The organism is Nocardioides rotundus (assembly GCF_019931675.1).
Taxonomy (GTDB): domain Bacteria; phylum Actinomycetota; class Actinomycetes; order Propionibacteriales; family Nocardioidaceae; genus Nocardioides; species Nocardioides rotundus.
Genome location: NZ_CP082922.1, coordinates 3,314,005 through 3,334,911, shown reverse-complemented (window position 1 = coordinate 3,334,911; position 20,907 = coordinate 3,314,005). Strand labels below are relative to the sequence as shown.

The 20,907-nt window shown below is 73.2% G+C and carries 22 protein-coding genes; 18 read left to right on the top strand and 4 right to left on the bottom strand.

All coding sequences use genetic code 11. The annotated features are described in order from the left end of the window. Positions 1-68 precede the first annotated feature (68 nt). Genes K8W59_RS16480 through proC form a run of 4 tightly spaced genes read left to right on the top strand, consistent with a single transcriptional unit; the run spans position 69 to position 3,347 of the window. Positions 69-809, top strand: coding sequence for an ABC transporter ATP-binding protein (locus K8W59_RS16480; RefSeq protein ID WP_223396041.1), 741 nt, complete (start codon positions 69-71; stop codon positions 807-809). Continuing rightward, positions 806-1,543 (top strand): ABC transporter permease, encoded by a 738-nt coding sequence (locus K8W59_RS16475; protein ID WP_223396040.1) that lies wholly within the window; start codon positions 806-808, stop codon positions 1,541-1,543. Before K8W59_RS16480 ends, K8W59_RS16475 begins: the two co-directional genes overlap by 4 nt. Positions 1,544-1,601: 58 nt before the next feature. After that, entirely contained in the window at positions 1,602-2,537 is a 936-nt protein-coding gene (locus tag K8W59_RS16470) for a proline dehydrogenase family protein (protein WP_223396039.1), read from the top strand. Between the two features lie 9 nt (positions 2,538-2,546). Next, the gene (gene proC, locus K8W59_RS16465; protein ID WP_223396038.1) at positions 2,547-3,347 is read left to right on the top strand and encodes a pyrroline-5-carboxylate reductase; all 801 of its coding nucleotides are present in this window, start codon (positions 2,547-2,549) and stop codon (positions 3,345-3,347) included. A gap of 12 nt (positions 3,348-3,359) precedes the next feature. Here the strand turns inward: proC and K8W59_RS16460 are convergent, their stop codons facing one another. Then, positions 3,360-4,055 carry an HAD family hydrolase gene (locus K8W59_RS16460; RefSeq protein ID WP_223396037.1) on the bottom strand — a complete coding sequence of 232 codons (696 nt, stop codon included), beginning with the start codon at positions 4,053-4,055 and terminating at the stop codon, positions 3,360-3,362. A gap of 47 nt (positions 4,056-4,102) precedes the next feature. Here K8W59_RS16460 and K8W59_RS16455 point away from each other — a divergent pair, with 47 nt between their 5' ends. From K8W59_RS16455 to K8W59_RS16435, 5 genes are all read left to right on the top strand, one after another. Next, positions 4,103-5,302 carry an acetoin utilization protein AcuC gene (locus K8W59_RS16455; RefSeq protein WP_223396036.1) on the top strand — a complete coding sequence of 400 codons (1,200 nt, stop codon included), beginning with the start codon at positions 4,103-4,105 and terminating at the stop codon, positions 5,300-5,302. A gap of 176 nt (positions 5,303-5,478) precedes the next feature. Further along, a complete protein-coding gene (locus K8W59_RS16450; RefSeq protein ID WP_223396035.1) occupies positions 5,479-5,688 on the top strand; it encodes a helix-turn-helix domain-containing protein in 210 nt (69 codons plus the stop codon). Between the two features lie 110 nt (positions 5,689-5,798). Beyond that, positions 5,799-5,900, top strand: a complete 102-nt coding sequence (locus K8W59_RS16445) for a 30S ribosomal protein bS22 (RefSeq protein ID WP_008356322.1) — start codon at positions 5,799-5,801, stop codon at positions 5,898-5,900. 25 nt (positions 5,901-5,925) lie between these two features. After that, on the top strand, positions 5,926-6,954 hold the full coding sequence (locus tag K8W59_RS16440; RefSeq protein ID WP_223396034.1) for an NAD-dependent epimerase/dehydratase family protein: 1,029 nt from the start codon (positions 5,926-5,928) through the stop codon (positions 6,952-6,954). After that, positions 6,947-8,053, top strand: a complete 1,107-nt coding sequence (locus K8W59_RS16435) for a lysophospholipid acyltransferase family protein (RefSeq protein WP_223396033.1) — start codon at positions 6,947-6,949, stop codon at positions 8,051-8,053. The genes K8W59_RS16440 and K8W59_RS16435 overlap by 8 nt, the downstream gene beginning before the upstream one ends. Before the next feature lie 62 nt (positions 8,054-8,115). Here the strand turns inward: K8W59_RS16435 and K8W59_RS16430 are convergent, their stop codons facing one another. From K8W59_RS16430 to K8W59_RS16420, 3 genes are all read right to left on the bottom strand, one after another. Next, positions 8,116-9,294, bottom strand: coding sequence for a DUF5667 domain-containing protein (locus K8W59_RS16430; RefSeq protein WP_223396032.1), 1,179 nt, complete (start codon positions 9,292-9,294; stop codon positions 8,116-8,118). Between the two features lie 100 nt (positions 9,295-9,394). After that, positions 9,395-10,153: a sigma-70 family RNA polymerase sigma factor gene (locus tag K8W59_RS16425; protein ID WP_223396031.1), complete on the bottom strand. Its 759-nt coding sequence runs from the start codon at positions 10,151-10,153 to the stop codon at positions 9,395-9,397. 154 nt (positions 10,154-10,307) lie between these two features. Further along, a complete protein-coding gene (locus K8W59_RS16420; RefSeq protein WP_223396030.1) occupies positions 10,308-11,195 on the bottom strand; it encodes an HAD family hydrolase in 888 nt (295 codons plus the stop codon). 36 nt (positions 11,196-11,231) lie between these two features. On the opposite strand from K8W59_RS16420, the gene K8W59_RS16415 reads away from it, so the two are divergent. The 9 genes from K8W59_RS16415 (at position 11,232) to K8W59_RS16375 (ending at position 20,836) form a co-directional block, all read left to right on the top strand. Next, entirely contained in the window at positions 11,232-11,471 is a 240-nt protein-coding gene (locus K8W59_RS16415) for a glutaredoxin family protein (protein WP_223396029.1), read from the top strand. Positions 11,472-11,674: 203 nt separating this feature from the next. Beyond that, positions 11,675-12,340, top strand: a complete 666-nt coding sequence (locus K8W59_RS16410) for a redox-sensing transcriptional repressor Rex (protein WP_223396028.1) — start codon at positions 11,675-11,677, stop codon at positions 12,338-12,340. Continuing rightward, positions 12,337-13,623, top strand: a complete 1,287-nt coding sequence (locus tag K8W59_RS16405; RefSeq protein ID WP_223396027.1) for a glutamyl-tRNA reductase — start codon at positions 12,337-12,339, stop codon at positions 13,621-13,623. The genes K8W59_RS16410 and K8W59_RS16405 overlap by 4 nt, the downstream gene beginning before the upstream one ends. Beyond that, positions 13,623-14,579, top strand: a complete 957-nt coding sequence (hemC, locus tag K8W59_RS16400) for a hydroxymethylbilane synthase (RefSeq protein ID WP_223396026.1) — start codon at positions 13,623-13,625, stop codon at positions 14,577-14,579. Before K8W59_RS16405 ends, hemC begins: the two co-directional genes overlap by 1 nt. Further along, entirely contained in the window at positions 14,576-16,261 is a 1,686-nt protein-coding gene (locus K8W59_RS16395) for a bifunctional uroporphyrinogen-III C-methyltransferase/uroporphyrinogen-III synthase (RefSeq protein ID WP_223396025.1), read from the top strand. The genes hemC and K8W59_RS16395 overlap by 4 nt, the downstream gene beginning before the upstream one ends. A 6-nt stretch (positions 16,262-16,267) precedes the next feature. Then, positions 16,268-17,293 (top strand): porphobilinogen synthase, encoded by a 1,026-nt coding sequence (hemB, locus tag K8W59_RS16390; RefSeq protein ID WP_223396024.1) that lies wholly within the window; start codon positions 16,268-16,270, stop codon positions 17,291-17,293. 221 nt (positions 17,294-17,514) lie between these two features. Next, positions 17,515-18,747, top strand: a complete 1,233-nt coding sequence (locus K8W59_RS16385) for a lytic transglycosylase domain-containing protein (protein ID WP_223396023.1) — start codon at positions 17,515-17,517, stop codon at positions 18,745-18,747. 68 nt (positions 18,748-18,815) lie between these two features. Continuing rightward, entirely contained in the window at positions 18,816-20,159 is a 1,344-nt protein-coding gene (gene hemL / locus K8W59_RS16380) for a glutamate-1-semialdehyde 2,1-aminomutase (RefSeq protein WP_223396022.1), read from the top strand. Next, entirely contained in the window at positions 20,156-20,836 is a 681-nt protein-coding gene (locus K8W59_RS16375; RefSeq protein WP_223396021.1) for a histidine phosphatase family protein, read from the top strand. Before hemL ends, K8W59_RS16375 begins: the two co-directional genes overlap by 4 nt. The last annotated feature ends 71 nt before the right edge of the window (positions 20,837-20,907 follow it).

Genomic DNA, 20,907 nt, shown 5'->3' with positions numbered 1-20,907 from the left:
TGACAGCTGGTGCGGCGCGGGCGCGGAGGGGGTTGACAGGGACCCGCACCGGCGGCATATTTCAACGCATGATGAAAAACGCGGTCGAGATCAGCGACCTGGTCGTCGTGCGCGGCGGGCGGGAGGTGCTGCCCGGGCTGGACCTCAGCCTCGATCCCACGGACGGAGTGGTGGGGCTGCTCGGCCCGTCCGGCGGCGGCAAGACGACCCTGCTGCGCTGCCTGGTCGGCGTGCAGCGCGTCGCGTCGGGCACGGTCACGGTCTTCGGCGAGCCGGCGGGGAGCCGGGCGCTGCGGGATCGGATCGGCTACGTGACCCAGGCGGCGAGTGTGTACGACGACCTCACCGTCGCCGAGAACCTCGCCTTCTTCGCTCGCGTGCTCGGCGTCCCGCGCGCGGACGTGCAGCGGGTGGTCGACGCGGTGGACCTCGGCGACCACGCCGACCAGGTCGTGGGCCGGCTCTCGGGCGGCCAGCGCTCCCGCGCGAGCCTGGCCGTGGCCCTGCTTGGCGAGCCCGACCTGCTGGTCCTCGACGAGCCGACGGTCGGCCTCGACCCGCTCCTGCGCGAGGAGCTCTGGGCGGTCTTCCACCGGATCTCCGAGGGCGGCGCGGTGGTGGTCGTGTCCAGCCATGTCATGGACGAGGCGGAGCGCTGCGACCGGCTGCTGCTGATGCGCGAGGGTGAGCTGATCGCCGACGGGTCGCCGGCCGCGATCCGCGAGCGGACCGGAGCGTGCGACGTCGAGCACGCGTTCCTTTCCCTGGTCCGCGACCATGCCGGCACCGGAGGGGAGGGTGCCCGATGAGCCCCCGCATCACGCTCGCGGTCGCCGGCCGCGTGCTCACCCAGATCCGCCGGGACCGCCGCACCGCCGCGATGCTCCTGCTGCTCCCGACCCTGTTGATGACCCTGCTGTGGTGGATCTTCCAGGACTCCCCGGCGCAGGTCTTCGACAGTGTGGCGCCCGCGCTGCTGGCGCTGTTCCCGTTCTTCATCATGTTCCTGGTGACCAGCGTGACCACGCTGCGCGAGCGCTCCAGCGGGACGCTCGAACGGCTGCTGGTGCTGCCGATGGGCAAGCTGGACCTGCTGATCGGCTACGCCCTGGCCTTCGGGCTGCTCGCCGCGATCCAGTCCGGCCTGGCGGTGGCGGTCAGCGTCGGCCTGCTCGGGATGGACCTGGTGGGTCCGGTCTGGCTGCTCACCGTGGTCGCGGTCGCCGACGCGGTGCTCGGCGCAACGCTCGGGCTGTTCCTCAGCGCGTTCGCCAGCACCGAGTTCCAGGCCGTGCAGTTCATGCCCGCCGTGGTCGTGCCGCAGATGCTGCTGTGCGGCCTGCTCGTCCCGCGCGACCGGCTGCCCGCGGTCCTGGAGGCGATCAGCGACGTGCTGCCGCTGTCCTACGCCGTGGACGCGATGAAGCACCTGGCCGCCTTCGACACCACTGGGGAGGTGTGGCGGGACACCGGCGTCATCGCGGCGTTCATCGCGGCCGCGCTCGTGCTCGGTGCGGCGACGCTGAGGCGCCGTACCGCCTGAGGGCGCAGTCGGGCCGAGGGCTAGCCTGATAGCTCAACAATCCTGCGATCGGAGGCCCATGTCCCTGCTCCGGCAACCCCTGCTGATGCTCTCTCGCAGCGGCGCGATCAAGAACGTCGTGTCCACGATGCCCGTCTCCTCGGGGATCGTGCACAGCTACGTGCCCGGCGAGACCACGCAGGCCGCGGTGGACGCGACCGCGGGCCTGGTCGCCGACGGCCTGACGGTGACCCTGGACTTCCTCGGCGAGGACACCCTGGACCGGGCCCGGGCCGACGCGACGGCCGCGGCCTACGTCGAGCTCCTGGAGGCGCTCGCGGCTCGCGACCTGGCAGGGAGCGCGGAGGTCTCGGTGAAGCTCTCGGCGGTCGGCCAGATGCTGCCGGGGGAGGGCGAGCGGGTCGCCCTGGAGCATGCGCGGACCATCTGCCGCGCGGCCAGCAACGCCGGCACCACGGTCACCTTGGACATGGAGGACCACACCACGACCGACTCCACCCTGGGCATCCTGCGCGAGCTGCGGCAGGACTTCCCCGAGACCGGCGCGGTGCTGCAGGCCTACCTCCACCGCACCGAGGCGGACTGTCGCGCACTGGCCCAGGAGGGCTCGCGGGTGCGGCTGTGCAAGGGCGCCTACAACGAGCCGGAGGAGGTCGCCTACCAGGACAAGGTGGACGTTGACCGCTCCTACGTCCGCTGCCTGAAGGTGCTGCTCGGGGGCCCCGGCTACCCGATGATCGCCACCCACGACCCGCGGATGATCGAGATCGCCACCTCGCTGGTCGGCAGCCTCGGTCGCGAGCAGGGGACCTATGAGTTCCAGATGCTCTACGGCATCCGGCCCGAGGAGCAGAAGCGGCTGGCCGAGAACGGCGAGACGGTGCGCGTCTACGTGCCGTACGGTCAGGAGTGGTACGGCTACCTCATGCGCCGGCTCGCCGAGCGGCCGCAGAACCTGTCGTTCTTCCTCAAGTCCCTGGTCTCCAAGAAGTAGGTGAGCGCGATGACCACCGCGATCCTCGGTGCCGGCGTGATGGGCGAGACCCTGCTCTCCGGCCTGGTCCGCGCCGGTCGTCGCGTGGACCACCTCGTGGTGGGGGAGAAGCGCCGCGAGCGCGCGCAGGAGCTGGAGGAGAGGTACGGCGTCGCCGTGCTCTCCAACGCCGAGGCGGCCCGCAAGGCCGAGACCGTGGCGATCGTGGTCAAGCCCCAGGACATGGGCGACCTGCTCGCCGAGATCGCACCCGAGCTGCGGCCGGGCCAGCTCGTCGTCAGCCTGGCCGCCGGCATCACCACCGCCTTCATCGAGTCCCGCGTGCCCGAGGGCGTGGCGGTGGTCCGGGTCATGCCGAACACCCCCGCGCTGGTCGACGAGGGCATGGCCACGATCTCGCCCGGCTCGCACTGCGACGACCGGCACCTGGCCGAGGCGGAGGCGCTGATGGCCTCGGTGGGCCGGGTGCTGCGGGTCCCGGAGCGGCAGCAGGACGCGGTGACCGCGATCAGCGGCTCCGGGCCGGCGTACCTCTTCTTCGTCATCGAGTCGATGATCGAGGCCGGCGTGCACCTCGGGCTGCCGCGGGCGACCGCGACCGAGCTGGTCGTCCAGACCGTGGTCGGCTCGGCGAAGATGATCCGGGAGACCGGCGACCACCCGGTCGTGCTGCGCGAGCAGGTCACCTCCCCGGGAGGCACCACCGCGGCGGCCCTCCGCGAGCTGGAGGTGCACAAGGTCCGCGCCGCGTTCCTCGCCGCGCTGGAGGCCGCGCGGGACCGATCTCGGGAGCTCGCCGAGGGGCAGTGAGCCGCGACCCGCTCAGCGGGTGAAGGCGATCTCGGCCAGCGAGCGCACGCGGACGGCGCCGCGCAGGTCGGCCTCCCGGTGGCGGTCGAAGCGGTCCACGAGCAGCGCGGGCAGGCCGGCCGCGCGGGCGCCGAGGACGTCGACGGGCAGGGAGTCGCCGACCATCAGCGTGCCCTCCGGCTCACTGCCGAGGAGCTCGCAGGCGGCGTGGAATGCCCGCGCGTCCGGCTTGGACCACGGCAGCGTCGAGGAGGCGACGAAGGCGTCGACAAGCCCGTCCAGCCGCCCGCGGGCGGCCTTGGCGCGCTGCACCGCGTCCTCGCCGTTGGTGAGCACGCCGACCCGCAGCCCGGCCGCGCGAGCCCGGCGGAGGGCGGACCCGGCGTCGGGGAAGGCGGTCCAGGCCGAGCGGTAGAGCGTGACGTAGGCGTCGAAGGCTGCCTGGGCGTCCGGGTCGGCCCGCAGGTCCACGTGCGGGAGGAACTCGCGCACCCGCGCCCGCTGCTGCTCGTGCACGCTCAGCTCCCGGCGCTGGTAGCGGGCGTAGTGCCGGTTGGACACGCTCGTCCAGCGGGCGGCCAGCTCCTCGGGGTCCTCGGTGAGGCCCATCGACGCCGCCCAGTGCACGACCGCGCGATCGGCCGCGGCCTGGTGGTCCATCAGGGTGTCGTCGAGGTCGAAGAGCACGGCGTGGATCACGGGGGACATCTGACCACGCCGCACCGACAGGACCGCCGGGGGTAGCCTGCCGGACCATGGAGCCAGCGCAGGACTGCGACGGTCCGTCCACGGTCGTCTTCGACAAGACCCTGACGGAGTACGACTTCGGCCCCGGGCACCCGATGTCGCCGATCCGGGTGGACCTGACGATGCGCCTGGCCGAGGAGCTCGGGATCCTGGACGAGGGCCGGCTGCGCACGGTGCCGGCGCCGGTGGCCGACGAGGAGACCATCGCCACCGTCCACACGCCGGAGCTGATCCGCGCGGTCACCGAGTGCGGCACGATCCCCGGGCACATCGACCTCGCGCACGGCCTCGGCTCGGAGGACAACCCGGTCTTCAAGGACATGCACCGCGCGGCCGCCCACGTGGTCGGGGCCAGTGTCGAGGCGTTCCGCCAGGTGTGGAGCGGGGAGTCGCTGCACGCGGCCAACATCGCCGGCGGCCTGCATCACGCGATGCCGAACACCTCCAGCGGCTTCTGCATCTACAACGACATCGCCGTGGGCATCCAGAGCCTGCTCGACCAGGGCGCGGAGCGGGTCGCCTACGTCGACGTCGACGTCCACCACGGCGACGGGGTGGAGCGGATCTTCTACGACGACCCGCGGGTGCTCACCATCTCCCTGCACGAGACCGGCCAGCTGCTCTTCCCCGGGACCGGGTTCCCCCAGGACGTGGGCGGCCCGGACGCGAGGGGGAGCGCGGTGAACGTGGCGCTCCCGCCGGGTACGTCGGACCCGGGCTGGCTGCGCGCCTTCCATGCCGTCGTGCCCCCGCTGCTGCGGGCCTTCGAGCCGGAGGTGCTGGTCACCCAGCACGGCTGCGACTCCCACATGGAGGACCCGCTGGCCCACATGATGCTGAGCGTGGACGGCCAGCGCGCGGCGTACCAGACGCTGCACGAGCTCGCCCATGAGGTCGCCGGGGGCCGCTGGGTCGCGACCGGGGGCGGCGGCTACGCGATCATCGACGTGGTGCCGCGGGCGTGGGCCCACCTGCTCGCGATCGTCGCGGGCGCCCCCCTTGACCCCGCGACCGAGACGCCCTCAGGCTGGCGGGAGTACGTTCGGGAGCAGTTGGACCACACCCCGCCGTTCCGGATGACCGACGGCCGGACGCCGCAGTGGCGGGACTGGGCCGACGGGTACGACCCCGACACCTGGCTGGACCGGGCGGTGATGGCGACGCGGAACGAGGTGTTCCCGTTCCACGGGCTGGACCCGCTGCCCTGACCCTCAGGTCATACCAAAGAACAACAAATCAACCCGACACGCCGCACTTGTTGGATTTCTTGGGAGAAGTCCTTCCCCAGGAGTCACAGCAGCCCTATCCTCAACTCTGGCGTGCATGAATCTCACCGGATGGGGAAGCCGGTGGCGTGCCACGCAAGAAGGACGGTGCGCCTCCCATGACTGACCAGCAGTCCCCTCAGGACGTCAACGACCCGAAGTTCCTCACCGTGGCCGAGGTGGCCGCGATGATGCGGGTCTCCAAGATGACGGTCTATCGCCTCGTGCACAGCGGGGAGCTCCCGGCGGTCCGCGTCGGCCGCTCCTTCCGGGTGACCGAGGAGGACGTGCACGACTACCTGCGCAAGTCCTTCTACAGCGCCGGCTGACGCCTCGCCCCGGTGTCCGCGGAGTGCTCCGGATTCCCGCTGCAGACGGGGCCCGGCTAGGCTGGCGCGACCGGCCGACCGGCCGGCCCCCGATTCTCGAAAGGTGACCCGTGGGCTCCGTCATCAAGAAGCGCCGCAAGCGCATGGCCAAGAAGAAGCACCGCAAGCTGCTGAAGAAGACGCGCGTCCAGCGCCGCAAGCTCGGCAAGTAGGCCTCGGCGCAGGGAGGCGTTCGCGATGGCTGGCGGGGGTGTCGTCCTGGTCACGGGGATCTCCCGTGACCTCGGTCGGCGCGCCGCCCGCTACATCGCCGGCCAGCCCGGCGTGGAGAAGGTCATCGGCGTGGACGTCGTCCCTCCGCGCGGGGACATCGGCGACGTCTCCTTCGTGCGGGCCGACATCCGCACCCCGGTCATCGCCAAGGTGCTGGCCAAGGAGGACGTCGACACCGTCGTCCACATGAGCGTCATCGCCACCCCCGGCCGCGTCGGTGGGCGGAACACGATGAAGGAGCTCAACGTCATCGGGACGATGCAGCTGCTCGCCGCCTGTCAGAAGTCCGCGTCGGTCAAGCACCTGGTGGTGAAGTCCACCGGCACCTTCTACGGCGCGAGCAGCCGCGACCCGGCGATGTTCACCGAGGACATGCAGCCGCGCTCGGTCCCGCGCGCGGGCTACGCCAAGGACGTCTACGAGGTCGAGGGCTACGTCCGCGGCTTCGCGCGGCGCCGCCCCGACGTCGGCATCACCCTGCTGCGCTGCGCCAACGTGATCGGCGCGCACGTCGAGTCCCCGATGACGTCGTACTTCCGGCTGCCGGTGATCCCGACCGTCTTCGGCTTCGACCCGCGGCTGCAGTTCCTGCACGAGGACGACCTGATGCGCGTCCTGGTGCACTCGGTGCAGTCCGGCGCGCACGGCACGTTCAACGTCGCGGGCGACGGCACCCTGATGCTCTCCCAGGCGATCCGCCGGATGGGCCGGGTGGCCATGCCGATGCCGGGGCCCGCGGTCGGCGGGCTGGGCACGGCGTTGAAGAAGGCGCGCATGGCCGACTTCTCCCCCGAGCAGATCGCCTACCTCACCTTCGGTCGCGGCATCGACACCACCAAGATGCGCGACGAGCTCGGCTTCGAGCCGGACTACACCACCGCCGAGGCGTTCGCGGAGTTCGCCAACAGCGTCGCGCCGGCGGCGCGCCCGGCCGACCGGGTGATCGGCGGCCTCGCCTCGGGCCTGCAGGCGGCGGGGGTGCGCCGTGGCTGACGCCGAGGTGATCCCGCTGGGCACGCACGGCCGCCCCGGTCGCGGCACCGGCAAGCGGAAGCCGTCCTCCTCCTCGCGCGGCCTGGCCGGGGGGAAGGCGAGCGCCAAGCCGGCTGCGAAGAAGGCCGACGCCCCGAGGGCGGAGGCTCCTCCGCAGGCCGACCGGCCGGCCGCCCGCACCGAGGACCGGGTCCCCGACGGCGGGATCCCGGTCGGCGAGTGGCTCGCCGCGATCACCGGCGCGGCCCGCGAGGTCTTCGGCGAGGACTGGGAGTCCCGGCTGGCCCAGGTCCTCGCCTTCGTCCGGCGTCGGCTCGAGGGCGACTACACCGTCGACTCCTTCGGCTTCGACGCCGAGCTCACCGAGCGGTTCGCGCTCGCGGCGATCCGGCCGATCGCCGAGCGCTGGTTCCGCCTGGAGGTCCGTGGGATCGAGAACATCCCCGACACCGGCGGCGCGCTGGTGGTCTCCAACCACTCCGGGACCGTCCCGATGGACGGCCTGGTGACGATGTACGCCGCCCATCGCTACGCCGGCCGGTTCCTCCGACCGCTCGGGGCCGACCTGGTCTTCCGGCTGCCCGTGGTCAGCGCGGTGGCGCGGCGGACCGGCGCCACGCTGGCCTGCAACGAGGACGCCGAGCGGATGCTGCGCGAGGGCGAGCTGGTCGGCGTGTGGCCCGAGGGCTTCAAGGGGATCGGCAAGCCGTTCTCCGAGCGCTACCGGCTCCAGCGCTTCGGCCGCGGCGGCTTCGTGTCCGCGGCCGTGCGCACCGGCGTACCCATCCTCCCGCTCTCCGTCGTCGGCGCCGAGGAGATCTATCCCCTTGTCGGGAACGTCCCCGCGCTGGCGCGGCTGCTGGGGGTGCCCTACATCCCGATCACGCCGTTCTTCCCCTGGCTCGGGCCGCTGGGCATGGTGCCGCTGCCGTCGAAGTGGATCCTGGAGTTCGGCGAGCCGATCCGCACCGACGAGTTCGAGGAGGGCGCGGCCGACGACCCGATGCTGGTCTTCGACGTGACCGACCAGGTGCGCGAGAGCATCCAGCAGAACCTCTACTCCCTGCTGCGCGACCGGCCCTCGCCCTTCTCCCGCTGAGAGGCGCCCCGCGGCGTCCGCCGTACCGCCGTGGGCGGGACGGCCCGGGCGGGGAGACCCCGTCAGTCCTCGTTGCTGCCGAGGAGCGGCTCGGTGAGGCCGCCGGTGCCCAGGGTGTCGTCCAGGGTGTCGTTGAGCGAGCCGGTCGTTCCCTTCACCGTGGAGTCCACCGTGCCGACCGGGTCGCGCAGTAGGCCGCCCAGGTCGGTCTGCGGGACCGGCCCCACCTGCGGGAGGGTCGCGGTCAGGTCGCGGGTCAGGTCGGTGACGGGGTCGGTGGGCTGGGGTGCGTCACCGGCGGGGGAGCGGTCGGCGGTCTCGCCGGGGGCGATGCTGCCCGGAGGGAGCTGCTCGGGACGTACGTCGGGCAGCCGGGGGTCGTCGGCACGCGGCTGCTCCGCGGGGGCCGGGGGCCGGGTGGCTAGGGCCGGCATCTCGGGCAGCACGACGGGAGCCGTGCGGGTCAGCTCGGTGGGCACCGACGCGACCGGGCCGCCGCAGGCGGGGCACGCCTGGTCGGCCAGCGTGTCCAGGCCGCGCAGGGCCTCCGCGGCCGTCCGCAGGTCGTCGCGCGCCTCGGGCGGCGCCGTCGCCTGGAGCGTGCCCAGGGTGTCCATGCTGGTCGCGACGAAGGATCGGACCTGCTGCGCGGAGCGCTCGGAGCCGGTGTCGCGATAGTCGGCGAGCAGCAGGCGCCCGCCCTCGTCGGCCTGCGCGGTGAAGCGGCCGAGGGTGGCCGGCACCGCCTGCATGTCGTTGGGCCCGCCGCGCACGGTCAGGTCGGAGACCTCGCCGAGCCGGTCGGAGGCCTGGGCGAGCAGGGCGCGGCCGCGGTCCGCGTCGGAGCGGGCGACCATCGTGCGGCCCTCGTCGATCGCGATCTTGATCGGGTAGAGCCCGTCGCCGGGGAGGGCGGTCTGCGCGGCCATGCCGACCGAGGACGTGGCGCCCGCGATGACCAGGCCGCCGACGAGCACCCCGATCCGGCGGTCGCGGCGGCGCGTGTCCGGCTGTGCGGGCTGTGGGATTGCCGGCGTGGCCTCCACGGCGCGGGTCATCAGCTCGTGGCGAAGCGCGGCGCTGAACTCCGGGCGGGGGGCGATCTCGGGCAGGGCGCGGAGGCTGGCGACGACGTCGAGCAGCTCGGTGTCTCGACCGGCCTCGGGACCGCGGCGGGCGGTCGGTGTCTCCACCAGGGTCGCGAACGCCTCGGCTCGTCGGCGCGAGGTGAACGTGGCCATCAGCGGCGTCCTGTCGGGTCAGGGGTGGGACGCCCGGTCCCCCCGGTCGTCATCACCCTGGACAACGAGACAGGGGGCCCGGGGGTTACGTCCATCCGGCTCACTCCCGGATCCCCTCGGGCATCAGCTTGGCCAGGTTGCGCACCCCGCGCAGCTGCAGCTGCTTGACCGCGCCGTCGGAGCGGCCGAGCACGGCCGCGGTCTCGGCGATGCTCAGCCCCTGCAGGAAGCGCATGATGATGCAGTCGCGCTGCTCGTCGGGCAGCTCCTTGAGCGCCTGCAGGAGCACCTCGTGGGTGAGCCCCTCCAGGACGGTGTCCTCCGGGGTGTCGTCGGCGACGTCGTCGTGCCGGCCCATGTCGTCGGTCGCCCACTCCAGCCGGGTCCGGCCGGCCTTGAAGTGGTCGGTGCACAGGTTCCGGGCGATGGTCATCAGCCAGGCCCCGAAGTCCTTGCCCTGCCAGCGGAACCCCTCCATGCTCCGCAGCGCGCGGAAGAAGGTGTCGGCGGTGAGGTCCTCGGCCAGGCTGACCGAGCGGGTGCGGTAGTAGAGGAACCGGTAGACCGACGGGTGGTAGTGGTCGTAGAGAGCGCCGAACGCCTCCTTGTCGCCCTCGCGGGCGAGCTCGACCAGCGCGATCAGCCGGTCCCGGTCGGCGGCCGAGTCCTCTGAGGAGGCCGCCTGGTCGTGGTCGTCGTACTCCCCGCCTCCGCCGGCGGCCGGCCGCGGGTCCGTGACGGCCTCCGAGAGCAGCCATGAGACGGTCGGCCCGGCAGGCTGGGGGACGGCGAGGGCCGCCAGGACGGCAGCACGCAGCGCCTCGAGACCCGCCCAGGGGTCGACGTCGCGTCGGACCATCTCGTGCCTCCCCGGCCCCGCTCCCGAGACCGCCTGCCCAGGCTAGACCGGGTTGGCGGGCGGGGGAACCGCTGCGAGACCTGCGACACGCGGTTCGACCGATATCCGAACACCGAGTTACAAGTTCTCTCCCCGGGCGTCCGCCCTGCAGGGCTCAGCCGGTACGGCGACCGCGGAGCGCCACGCCCGCGGCCACCGAGCCGGCGACCGCGCCCGAGACGGCGCTGGCGACCAGGCCGGCGCGGGCCGCCTTCCGCCCGGTGCGGTAGTCGCGGACCCGCCACCCGCTGGAGCGGGCGTGGGCGCGCAGCCGCGCGTCGGGGTTGATCGCGCACGGGTCGCCGACCAGCTCGAGCAGGGGCAGGTCGTTGGAGGAGTCGGAGTACGCCGAGCAGCGGTCCAGCTCCAGGCCCTCCCGCTCGGCCAGGGCGCGCACCGCCTCGGCCTTCGCCGGGCCGTGGAGCAGGTCGCCGACCAGCCGTCCGGTGTAGACGTCGTCCTCGTGCTCGGCGACCGTGCCCATCGCGCCGGTCAGCCCCAACCGTTGCGCGATCACCCGGGCGATCTCGATCGGCGCCGCGGTCACCAGCCACACCCGCTGCCCCTGGTCGAGGTGCAGCTGGGCCAGCGCCCGGGTGCCGGGCCAGATCCGTCGGGCCATCGCCTCGTCGAAGATCTCCGACGCCAGCGACTCCAGCTCCTGCACGGAGTGCCCGGCGATGAAGGAGAGCGCGGAGTTGCGCGCGTCCGCGACGTGCTCGGGGTCCTCGACCCCCGCGACCCGGAAGTAGGCCTGCTTCCACGCGGCGCCGACCAGGTCGCGGGTGCTGAAGAACTCCCGCCGGTGCATCCCCCGCGCGAGGTGGAAGATGCTGGCGCCCTGCATCAGGGTGTTGTCGACGTCGAAGAACGCGGCCGAGCCCGGGTCGTCGTCGGGGCGCAGTGCCTGCTCCACCTCGGCGTTGGCGGCCGCTGCCTCGCCCGCGAGCACCGACCGCTGCTGGAGGTTGGGCGGACGCCGGGGGCGCGGGGCTGGGGCCATGACCGGCAGCGTAGTGCGCGTGCCACACTCGCGGGCATGGACGAGCCGCGGGTGACGCTGTACGGCCGCGCCGGCTGCCACCTCTGCGACGAGGCGCGCACCGTGATCGCCCGGGTCTGCGCGGACCTGGGGGAGGAGTACGTCGAGGTCGACATCGACGCCGACCCCGAGCTGCAGCGGCGCTTCACCGACGAGGTGCCGGTCACCTTCGTCGACGGGCGCCAGCACGACTTCTGGCGGGTCTCCGAGGACCGCCTCCGCGCCGCGCTCGCTTGACCGTCCGCCCCCGCGCATCCCCAGGGGTGAGGGCGCCGACACCCGGTGTCGGTGGCATGGATCACATGTGCTAGTCCACGCGTCGGCTCAGTTTGTTCCCCCGTTCACAAACCTCCTAGAGTGAATGCGCCGCAACCGCTCCGGTCCTCGGAGCCCCCGGTGAGACTCCCCGGGGGAGTCGGTGGGCGGCTGGAAAGAGAACTGTGACCGCACGGACCACGACCGAGGGTTCCCGGGACATCCCGGAGGCGACCGTCGCACGGTTGCCTGTCTACCTGCGAGCGCTGACGCTGCTCGCCGACAGCGGCACGTCCACCTGCTCCAGCGAGGTGCTCGCGCAGTCGGCCGGGGTCAACTCCGCGAAGCTGCGCAAGGACCTCTCCTACCTCGGCTCCTACGGCACCCGGGGCGTCGGCTACGACGTCGACTACCTGCGCTACCAGATCGCCCGCGAGATCGGCGTGACCTCGGACTGGCCCGTGGTCATCGTCGGCATCGGAAACCTCGGCCACGCGCTGGCGAACTACTCCGGCTTCCGCAGCCGCGGCTTCCGCGTGGTCGCGCTGCTCGACGCCGACCCCCGTCGGCACGGCGAGGCCGTGGCCGGCGTACCCGTCCGTCCCTTCGACGACCTGGAGTCCCTGGTCGAGGAGCACGGCGTGGCCATCGGGGTGATCTCCACCCCCGCCGCCGCGGCACAGGACGTCGCGGACCGGATGGTCGGCGCCGGCATCACCAGCATCTTGAACTTCGCACCGGCCGTGCTGAGCGTCCCCGACGGGGTCGACGTCCGCAAGGTCGACCTCTCCATCGAGCTGCAGATCCTCGCCTACCACGAGCAGCGCAAGTCCCAGGAGGTGACGGCGTGAGCGTCCTGGTCATCGGCGTCTCCCACAAGAGCGCCCCGGTCGCCCTGCTGGAGCGGCTGGCGCTGGATCACGACGGGCTGGTCAAGCTGGTCGAGGAGGCGGTGGCCTCCGAGCACGTGCGCGAGGCGACCGTGATCGCGACCTGCAACCGGCTCGAGGTCTACGTCGACGTGGACCGCTTCCACGGCAGCGTGGAGGAGGTCTCCCAGCTCGTGGTGGACCGCTCCGGCGCGGCCACCGAGGCGATGATCCCGCACCTGTACGTCCACTACGACGACGCAGCGGTCTCCCACCTGTTCAAGGTGGCGGCCGGCCTGGACTCGATGGCGGTCGGTGAGGCGCAGATCCTCGGCCAGACCCGCGAGGCGCTCCGGGTCGGCCAGGAGATCGGCACCGTCGGGCCGGCGCTCAACTCGCTGTTCCAGCAGGCGCTGCGGGTCGGCAAGCGCGCTCGGGCCGAGTCCGACATCGACCGGGCCGCGCCCTCGCTGGTCTCCGCCGCGCTCGACCGGGTCGTCGGCGCGGAGGGCCGGCTCGACGGCCGCCGGGTCGTGGTGGTCGGTGCCGGCTCGATGGCCGCGCTGGCGGTCGCGACCGTGTCGCGTCGCGGTGCGGCCGAGGTCGTGGTCGCCAACCGGACCGACAGCAACGCCAGCCGCCTGGCGCAGGAGTACGCCGGCCGCGCGGTCGGCCTGGACCGGCTCGGCGCCGAGGTGGCCGAGGCGGACCTGGTCATCACCTGCACCGGCTCCAGCGGGGTGCTGGTCGACACCGGCATGCTCGCCGGGCGCGACGGCTCCCGCCCGCTGGCCTTCATCGACCTGGCCCTGCCGCACGACGTCGACCCCGCGGTCGCGGAGATGCCCGGCGTCACGCTGGTCTCCCTCGACACCCTCGCCGACGAGCTCGAGGGCGGGGAGACCGGTGCCCTGGTCGAGGCGGTCCGCGGGATCGTCGGCCAGGAGGTCGCGGCGTTCCTGGCCGCGCGCCAGGCCTCCGCCGTCACCCCGACCGTGGTGGCGCTGCGCTCGATGGCGACCTCCGTGGTCGACGCCGAGATCGACCGGCTGATGACCCGGCTCCCCGACCTCGACGACGCCGCCCGCGCCGAGGTGCGGCACAGTCTGCGGCGGGTCGCCGACAAGCTGCTGCACGAGCCGACCGTGCGGGTCAAGGAGCTGGCGGCCGAGGCGGGCACCGTCTCCTACGCCCACGCGCTGGCCGAGCTGTTCGCCCTCGACGCGAACGCGGTCGACGCGGTCACCCGACCGGAGGGGTTGTGATGACCTCCACCACCACGCGCACCCTGCGGCTCGGCACCCGCGCCAGCACCCTGGCCACGACCCAGAGCCGGCAGGTCGCCGAGACCCTGACCGAGCGGCTCGGCGTCCGGGTCGAGCTGGTCAACGTCCGCACCGAGGGCGACACGAACCGCGCGCCGCTGGCCACCCTCGGCGGCACCGGCGTCTTCGTCTCCGCCCTGCGCGAGGCGCTGCTCGCCGGCGAGGTCGACGTCGCCGTCCACTCGCTCAAGGACCTCCCCACCGGGCCCGACGCCGGCATCGCGCTGGCCGCCGTACCCCCGCGCGAGGACCCGCGCGACGTCCTGGTCGCCCGCGACGGGCTCACCCTGGGCGAGCTCCCGGCCGGCAGCCGGATCGGCACCGGCTCCCCGCGCCGGGTCGCCCAGCTCGGCGCCCTCGGGCTCGGCACGCAGTGCGTCGAGCTGCGCGGCAACGTCGACAGCCGGATCCGCCGGGTCGCCGAGGGCGACCTGGACGGTGTCGTGCTCGCTCGCGCCGGGCTGGCCCGGCTGGGTCGCGCCGACGAGGCGACCGAGGTGCTGGACCCGCTGCAGATGCTGCCCGCCCCCGGGCAGGGCGCCCTCGCGGTCGAGTGCCGCGCCGACGACACCGAGCTGGTCGAGCTGCTCTCCGCGCTCGACGACCCCGACTCCCGTGCCTGCGTCACCGCCGAGCGCGCCGTCCTCGCCACCCTCGAGGCCGGCTGCTCCGCCCCGGTCGGCGCCCTGGCCGACGTCGTCGAGGGGGAGGACGGCCCCGAGCTCTGGCTGCGGGCCGTCGCGCTCTCCCCGGACGGCGGCCTCTCGGTCCGCAACTCCTCCTCCGGTCCCATCGGCGACGCCGCCGGCGTCGGGACCCGCCTCGGCCGGCAGTTGCTGGCCGACGGCGCCGCCGACCTGATGGATGCACCCGCGAGAAAGCAGCAGCAGCCATGACGGCACGCAAGTCAGCCCAGCAGTCCGACTCGGTCACCGCGGTGACCGGGACGCCCACCACCCCCGCGACCTCACGCGGCTGGGTCTCCTTCGTCGGCAGCGGCCCCGGTGACCCGGGCCTGTTGACCGTCCGGGCGGTCGACCTGCTCCGGTCCGCGGACGTGGTCGTGACCGAGATCCCCGAGCACGAGCAGCTGGTGCGCACCGTCCTCGGCCTGGCCGAGGACGCGGGCGAGGACGACGGCGCCCCGCGCTTCGTCGACGGCGGCTTCGGCACCGACGGCCAGCCGCTCACGCACGCCGGCCGTGCCAAGGTCGTCGTCAAGGAGGCCAAGGGCGGCGGGCACGTCGTACGCCTCCTGGCCGGCGACCCGTTCCTCTACGCCTCCGGGCCCGAGGAGGCCCAGGCCTGCACCAAGGCCCAGCTCGGCTTCGAGATCGTCCCCGGCGTCACCTCCGCGACCGCGGTCCCGGCCTACGCCGGCATCCCGCTCACCAGCAAGCGGCACCGCGAGGTCGCCGTCGTCTCCTGCGCGGACAAGGTGGACTGGCGCGACTACGCCGGCAAGCACACCCTGGTGCTGCTGTCGGGGGTCAGCTCGCTGGGGGACACGGCGACCGCGCTGGTCGAGGCCGGCCGGAGCCCGCAGACCCCGGTGGCGATCACCCGGGTCGGCACCACGACCGAGCAGCAGACCGTGGTGACCACGCTGGAGTCCGCCGCGGCCGACGCCCGCACCGCCCGGATCGCCCCGCCGGCGATCATCGTGGTCGGCGACGTGGTCGACCTGCGCGAGACGCTGTCGTGGTTCGAGACCAAGCCGCTGTTCGGCTGGCGCGTGCTGGTTCCCCGGACCAAGGAGCAGGCCGGCTCGCTCTCCGCGCGGCTGCGCGGCTACGGCGCGATCCCCGAGGAGGTCCCGACCATCTCGGTCGAGCCGCCGCGCAACCCCCAGCAGATGGACAAGGCCGTGCGCGGCCTGGTCGAGGGGCGCTATGAGTGGATCGCCTTCACCTCGGTGAACGCGGTCAAGGCCGTCCGGGAGAAGTTCGAGGAGTACGGCCTGGACGCGCGCGCGTTCTCCGGCCTCAAGATCGCCGCGGTCGGCGACAAGACGGCCGCCGCGATCGCGGCGTGGGGCCTGCGCGCCGACCTGGTGCCCGAGACCGAGCAGTCCGCCGCCGGGCTGCTGGAGGCGTGGCCGGAGTACGACGACGTCCTGGACCCGATCAACCGGGTCTTCCTGCCCCGCGCCGACATCGCCACCGAGACGCTGGTGGCCGGCCTGGTGGAGAAGGGCTGGGAGTGCGACGACGTGACGGCCTACCGCACGGTGCGCGCCACCCCGCCGCCGGCGCCCACCCGCGAGGCGATCAAGACCGGCAAGTTCGACGCGGTGGTCTTCACCTCCTCCTCGACCGTGCGGAACCTGGTCGGCATCGCCGGCAAGCCGCACCCGTCCACGATCATCGCGGTGATCGGGCCGGCGACGGCCAAGACGGCCGAGGAGCACGGCCTGCGGGTCGACGTCCTCGCCCAGGTACCGGACGTGGACGTCCTGGTGGACGGTCTGGCCGACTTCGGCGCGAGCCGCCGCGCGGCCATGCTGGAGGCCGGGGAGCCGGTGACCAAGCCGTCGGACCGCAAGCCGTCCTCCCGCCGCCGCGCCAGCTCGAAGTGACCGGCCGTGGCTGAGGAGAAGCCCGCCAGTCCGGCGGTCGCAGGGCCGGTGACCCCACCGGTCGTGCGGCCCCGCCGGCTGCGCCGTACCCCCGGCCTGCGACGACTGGTCGCCGAGACCTCGGTCGAGGCCCGGCAGCTGATCCTGCCCGTCTTCGTCCGGGAGGGCCTGGAGGAGCCGCAGCCGATCTCCACGATGCCCGGCGTCGTGCAGCACTCGCGCAGCAGCCTGCAGCGGGCGGCCGCGGAGGCCGCCGAGCTCGGGCTGGGCGGGATCATGCTGTTCGGCGTCCCCGAGGAGAAGGACGCCGTCGGCTCCGGTGCGCTGGACCCCGCCGGCATCCTCAACCTCGCGATCGCCGACGTGGTCGGCGAGGTGGGGGACGCGCTCACCGTGATGAGCGACCTGTGCCTGGACGAGTTCACCGACCACGGGCACTGCGGCCTGCTCACCCCCGACGGGCGCGTGGACAACGACAAGACCCTGCAGGTGTACGCCGACATGGCGCTCGCCCACGCCGACGCCGGCGTCGACATGGTCGGCCCGAGCGGGATGATGGACGGTCAGGTCGCGGTGATCCGCACGGCGCTGGACGCCGCGGAGCACGAGACCGTCGGCATCCTCGCCTACTCCGCGAAGTACGCCTCCGCGTTCTACGGCCCGTTCCGCGAGGCCGTCGACTCCTCGCTGCAGGGCGACCGGCGGACCTACCAGCAGGACCCCGCCAACGCGGTCGAGGGCGTCCGCGAGGCGCTGCTGGACGTCGAGCAGGGTGCGGACGCGGTGATGGTCAAGCCCGCGATGGGCTACCTCGACGTGGTCCGGCGGGTCCGCGACGCCGTCGACGTCCCCGTGGCGGCCTACAACATCTCCGGCGAGTACGCCATGGTCGAGGCGGCCGCCGCCAACGGCTGGATCGACCGCGAGGCCGCGATTCTGGAGACCCTCACCTCGATCCGCCGCGCCGGCGCCGACATGGTGCTCACCTACTGGGCCGCCGAGGCGGCCCGGCTCCTCGCTGCGGCCCGCTGAGGACGCCGGCCCCGGCCCGTCCCGCCGGGCGGGCGGGCTTCGCAGGCTGATCCGCGTCATGACCGGAGGTGATCTGCGTCTCGATGATGCGAATCCGTGAGGTGTGGGTCACAATGGGTACTCAGGGGTAACTCTGTGTGACAACAATCGTCACTCGACGTGACCTGCCTCGAGGGAACGCACGTCTGAGGCAGCGCAACACCTGGGGAGAGAACGATTCGATGAAGAAGCTCCACTTCGGCCGCACGCAGAAGGCGGCCACGCTGGTCCCGCTGGCGGCGCTGTCCGCCGTCTGGACGGCGAGCCTGGTGGGTGTCGGCGGGCCCGGCACCACCGCCGTAGCCGCCGGCGAGCGCGGCGGCTCCGGCGTGCTGCCCGACGGCACCTCCGTGCCGACGCAGGCGATCGAGGCTCCGGCCAGCGTGTCGAAGGGCTTCCGGGGCACCGGCGAGGCGGCCGTGCAGACCGCGTCGGTCAACGGGATCCCCAGTGCGGCGCTCTCGGCCTACCAGCGGGCCGCGACGGTGATCAACACCGCCGACAAGGGATGCAAGATCCCCTGGCAGCTGATCGCGGCCATCGGTCGGGTCGAGTCCGACCACGGCCGCTACGGCGGCAACCGGCTGGACGCCAACGGGGTGGCCCGGCCCGGCATCTACGGCATCGCCCTGAACGGCAGCAAGAACACCTCGGTCATCAAGGACACCGACGCCGGCCAGCTGGACCGCGACACGAAGTTCGACCGCGCGGTCGGCCCGATGCAGTTCATCCCCTCGACCTGGTCCGTGGTCGGGGTCGACGCCGACGGCGACGGCAAGCGCAACCCGCAGGACATCGACGACGCCGCGCTGGCCACGGCCGTCTACCTCTGCTCCGGCGCCGACGACCTGTCCCGGGAGCCCGGCCAGCGCGCCGCGGTCTTCCGCTACAACCACAGCCAGGACTACGTCGACCTGGTGCTCTCGATCATGCGGTCCTACATGTCCGGGGACTTCATGACCGTGCCCGACAGCACCACCTCGGCGGGCTACTTCTACCCCGACCCGAACTACACCCCGCCGGCGATCCGGGCCAAGGGCCCGCGGCCCGGCTCGGGTGGCGGCGGTGGCGGCCTCGACGGCGGGGACAACCTGGCCGCGGCCGAGCCGCCGAGCACCCAGGCTCCGCCCTCCGACGACGACGGCAGCTCCACGCCGGCCCCGGCGCCGACGCCCGCCGCGCCGACCCAGGACCCGCTCGGTCCGGTGAAGGACACCGTGAAGGACACGACCGGTAAGGTCGAGGACACGGTGAAGGACACCGTCAAGGACCCGGTCGGCACCGTGCAGGACACGCTCACCCAGGCCGAGGCGACGACCAAGTGCCTGGCCCAGCTGGGCGTCGACAGCGTGGCCTCGCTCTCGCCGCTGAAGCTGCTGGAGTTCAACAGCTGCATGGACAACCTGGGCTTCTGACGCCCGGCGAAGGGGAGGGGTACCCCCGCGGTGGCGGGTGGCTCCCACCCGCCGGGCACAATGGCTCAGTGTCCTCCTCCATCTCCCCGCAGGAGCAGAGCCGCGCTCTGTTCGAGCGCGCCGTTGCCGTGACGCCGGGCGGGGTGAACTCGCCGGTGCGCGCCTTCAACGCGGTCGGGGGCACCCCGCGGTTCATCCGGTCCGCGAGCGGTGCGTGGCTGACCGACGTGGACGGCAACGAGTACGTCGACCTCATCTGCTCGTGGGGCCCGATGCTGCTCGGCCACGCGCATCCCGAGGTGCAGGCGGCCGTCGCGGACGCCGTGGCCCGCGGGACGTCGTACGGCACCCCCACCGAGCCCGAGGTGGAGCTGGCCGAGGAGATCGTGGCCCGCACGCCGGTCGAGAAGGTCCGCTTCGTCTCCTCCGGCACCGAGGCCACGATGTCGGCGATCCGGCTGGCGCGCGGCGCCACCGGCCGCGACATCGTGGTGAAGTTCGCCGGCTGCTACCACGGCCACGTGGACGCGCTGCTGGCCGCGGCCGGGTCCGGGGTGGCGACCCTGGCCGACGGCGACCGGGACGCCCTCGCGCTGCCCGGCAGCCCCGGCGTACCCGCCTCCTCCACCGCGCTCACCCTGGTCCTGCCCTACCACGACCGCGCGGCCGTGACCGCGGCGTTCGCCGAGCACGGCGACCGGATCGCCTGCCTGATCACCGAGGCGGCGCCGGGCAACATGGGCGTGGTCCCGCCCGAGCCCGGCTTCAACGAGTTCCTCGCGCGCACCTGCGCCGAGCACGGCGCCCTGTTCATCTCCGACGAGGTGATGACCGGGTTCCGCGCCGGCCGCGAGGGCCAGTGGGGCCTGGACGGGAAGCAGGAGGGCTGGACGCCGGACCTGATGACCTTCGGCAAGGTCATGGGCGGGGGCTTCCCCGCCGCGGCCTTCGGCGGCCGCGCCGACCTGATGGCCCAGCTGGCGCCCGAGGGCGGCGTCTACCAGGCCGGTACCCTGTCGGGGAACCCGGTGGCGACCACCGCGGGGCTCACCACGCTGCGCCTGGCGACCGACGACGTCTACGCCCACCTGACCCGGGTGGGGGAGCAGATCAAGGCCGCGACGGCCGACGCGCTCACCGCCGCGGGCGTGCCGCACGTCATCCAGTCGACCGGCACCATGTTCTCCGTGTTCTTCACCGACCGGCCGGTCCGTGACTTCGACGACGCGAACACCCAGGACACGGCCGCCTATGCCGCGTTCTTCCACGCGATGCTCGACCGCGGCGTGCACCTCCCGCCCTCGGCCTACGAGGGCTGGTTCCTCTCCGCCGCCCACGACGACCGGGCCGTCCAGACCGTCATCGACGCGCTGCCCGCAGCCGCGGCAGCCGCCGCGAAAGGGGCCGCATGACCTCCGCTGACACCAGGACCGTGGTCCACCTGCTCCGCCACGGGGAGGTGCACAACCCCGAGGGCGTGCTCTACGGCCGCCGCCCCGGCTACCACCTCTCCGAGCGGGGCCGGGCGATGGCGCAGCGGGTCGCCGACGTGATCGGGGACCGCGACATCACCCACCTGGTCAGCTCCCCGTTGGAGCGGGCCCGCGAGACCGCCGCACCGCTCGCCGCCGCGCTGGGCCGGGAGCCGGAGATCGACCCGCGGGTGATAGAGTCCTCCAGCGTGTTCGAGGGGGAGCGCTTCGCGGGGCGGGAGAGCGCCCTGCGCAAGCCGTCGTCGTGGCGTCACCTGTGGAACCCGCTCCGGCCCTCCTGGGGCGAGCCGTACGCCGAGATCGCGGCCCGCATGCTCGCCGGGCTCTACGATGCCCGCGACGCCGCGGCCGGCCACGAGGCGGTCGTCGTCTCCCACCAGCTGCCGATCTGGACGACCCGGATGCACGTGGAGCGGCGCTCGATGCTGCACGACCCGCGCAAGCGGCAGTGCACGATCTGCTCGCTGACCTCCTTCCACTTCGACGGCGACCGGCTGGTGCAGGTCTCCTACTCAGAGCCGGCGGCCGACCTGCTGCCCGTCGGCGACCGCTCCGCCCCGTTCAGCTCCGGGGGCTCGCCCGAGGAGACGTCCTGATCCGCCGTACCCCCCTCCTGCTGCTGACCTGCCTGGTCCTGCTCCTGACGAGCGCCTGCTCGTCGGAGGAG

Excerpts from the sequence above, each read along its gene's own strand:
- K8W59_RS16480 (WP_223396041.1), top strand. The coding sequence starts at position 69 with ATGATGAAAAACGCGGTCGAGATCAGCGACCTGGTCGTCGTGCGCGGC.
- K8W59_RS16415 (WP_223396029.1), top strand. The coding sequence starts at position 11,232 with ATGGACGAGCCGCGGGTGACGCTGTACGGCCGCGCCGGCTGCCACCTC.
- K8W59_RS16475 (WP_223396040.1), top strand. The coding sequence starts at position 806 with ATGAGCCCCCGCATCACGCTCGCGGTCGCCGGCCGCGTGCTCACCCAG.
- K8W59_RS16420 (WP_223396030.1), bottom strand. The coding sequence starts at position 11,195 with ATGGCCCCAGCCCCGCGCCCCCGGCGTCCGCCCAACCTCCAGCAGCGG.
- K8W59_RS16385 (WP_223396023.1), top strand. The coding sequence starts at position 17,515 with ATGAAGAAGCTCCACTTCGGCCGCACGCAGAAGGCGGCCACGCTGGTC.
- hemC (WP_223396026.1), top strand. The coding sequence starts at position 13,623 with ATGACCTCCACCACCACGCGCACCCTGCGGCTCGGCACCCGCGCCAGC.
- K8W59_RS16375 (WP_223396021.1), top strand. The coding sequence starts at position 20,156 with ATGACCTCCGCTGACACCAGGACCGTGGTCCACCTGCTCCGCCACGGG.
- K8W59_RS16470 (WP_223396039.1), top strand. The coding sequence starts at position 1,602 with ATGTCCCTGCTCCGGCAACCCCTGCTGATGCTCTCTCGCAGCGGCGCG.
- proC (WP_223396038.1), top strand. The coding sequence starts at position 2,547 with ATGACCACCGCGATCCTCGGTGCCGGCGTGATGGGCGAGACCCTGCTC.
- K8W59_RS16425 (WP_223396031.1), bottom strand. The coding sequence starts at position 10,153 with ATGGTCCGACGCGACGTCGACCCCTGGGCGGGTCTCGAGGCGCTGCGT.
- K8W59_RS16440 (WP_223396034.1), top strand. The coding sequence starts at position 5,926 with ATGGCTGGCGGGGGTGTCGTCCTGGTCACGGGGATCTCCCGTGACCTC.
- K8W59_RS16395 (WP_223396025.1), top strand. The coding sequence starts at position 14,576 with ATGACGGCACGCAAGTCAGCCCAGCAGTCCGACTCGGTCACCGCGGTG.
- K8W59_RS16455 (WP_223396036.1), top strand. The coding sequence starts at position 4,103 with ATGGAGCCAGCGCAGGACTGCGACGGTCCGTCCACGGTCGTCTTCGAC.
- K8W59_RS16450 (WP_223396035.1), top strand. The coding sequence starts at position 5,479 with ATGACTGACCAGCAGTCCCCTCAGGACGTCAACGACCCGAAGTTCCTC.
- K8W59_RS16460 (WP_223396037.1), bottom strand. The coding sequence starts at position 4,055 with ATGTCCCCCGTGATCCACGCCGTGCTCTTCGACCTCGACGACACCCTG.
- K8W59_RS16430 (WP_223396032.1), bottom strand. The coding sequence starts at position 9,294 with ATGGCCACGTTCACCTCGCGCCGACGAGCCGAGGCGTTCGCGACCCTG.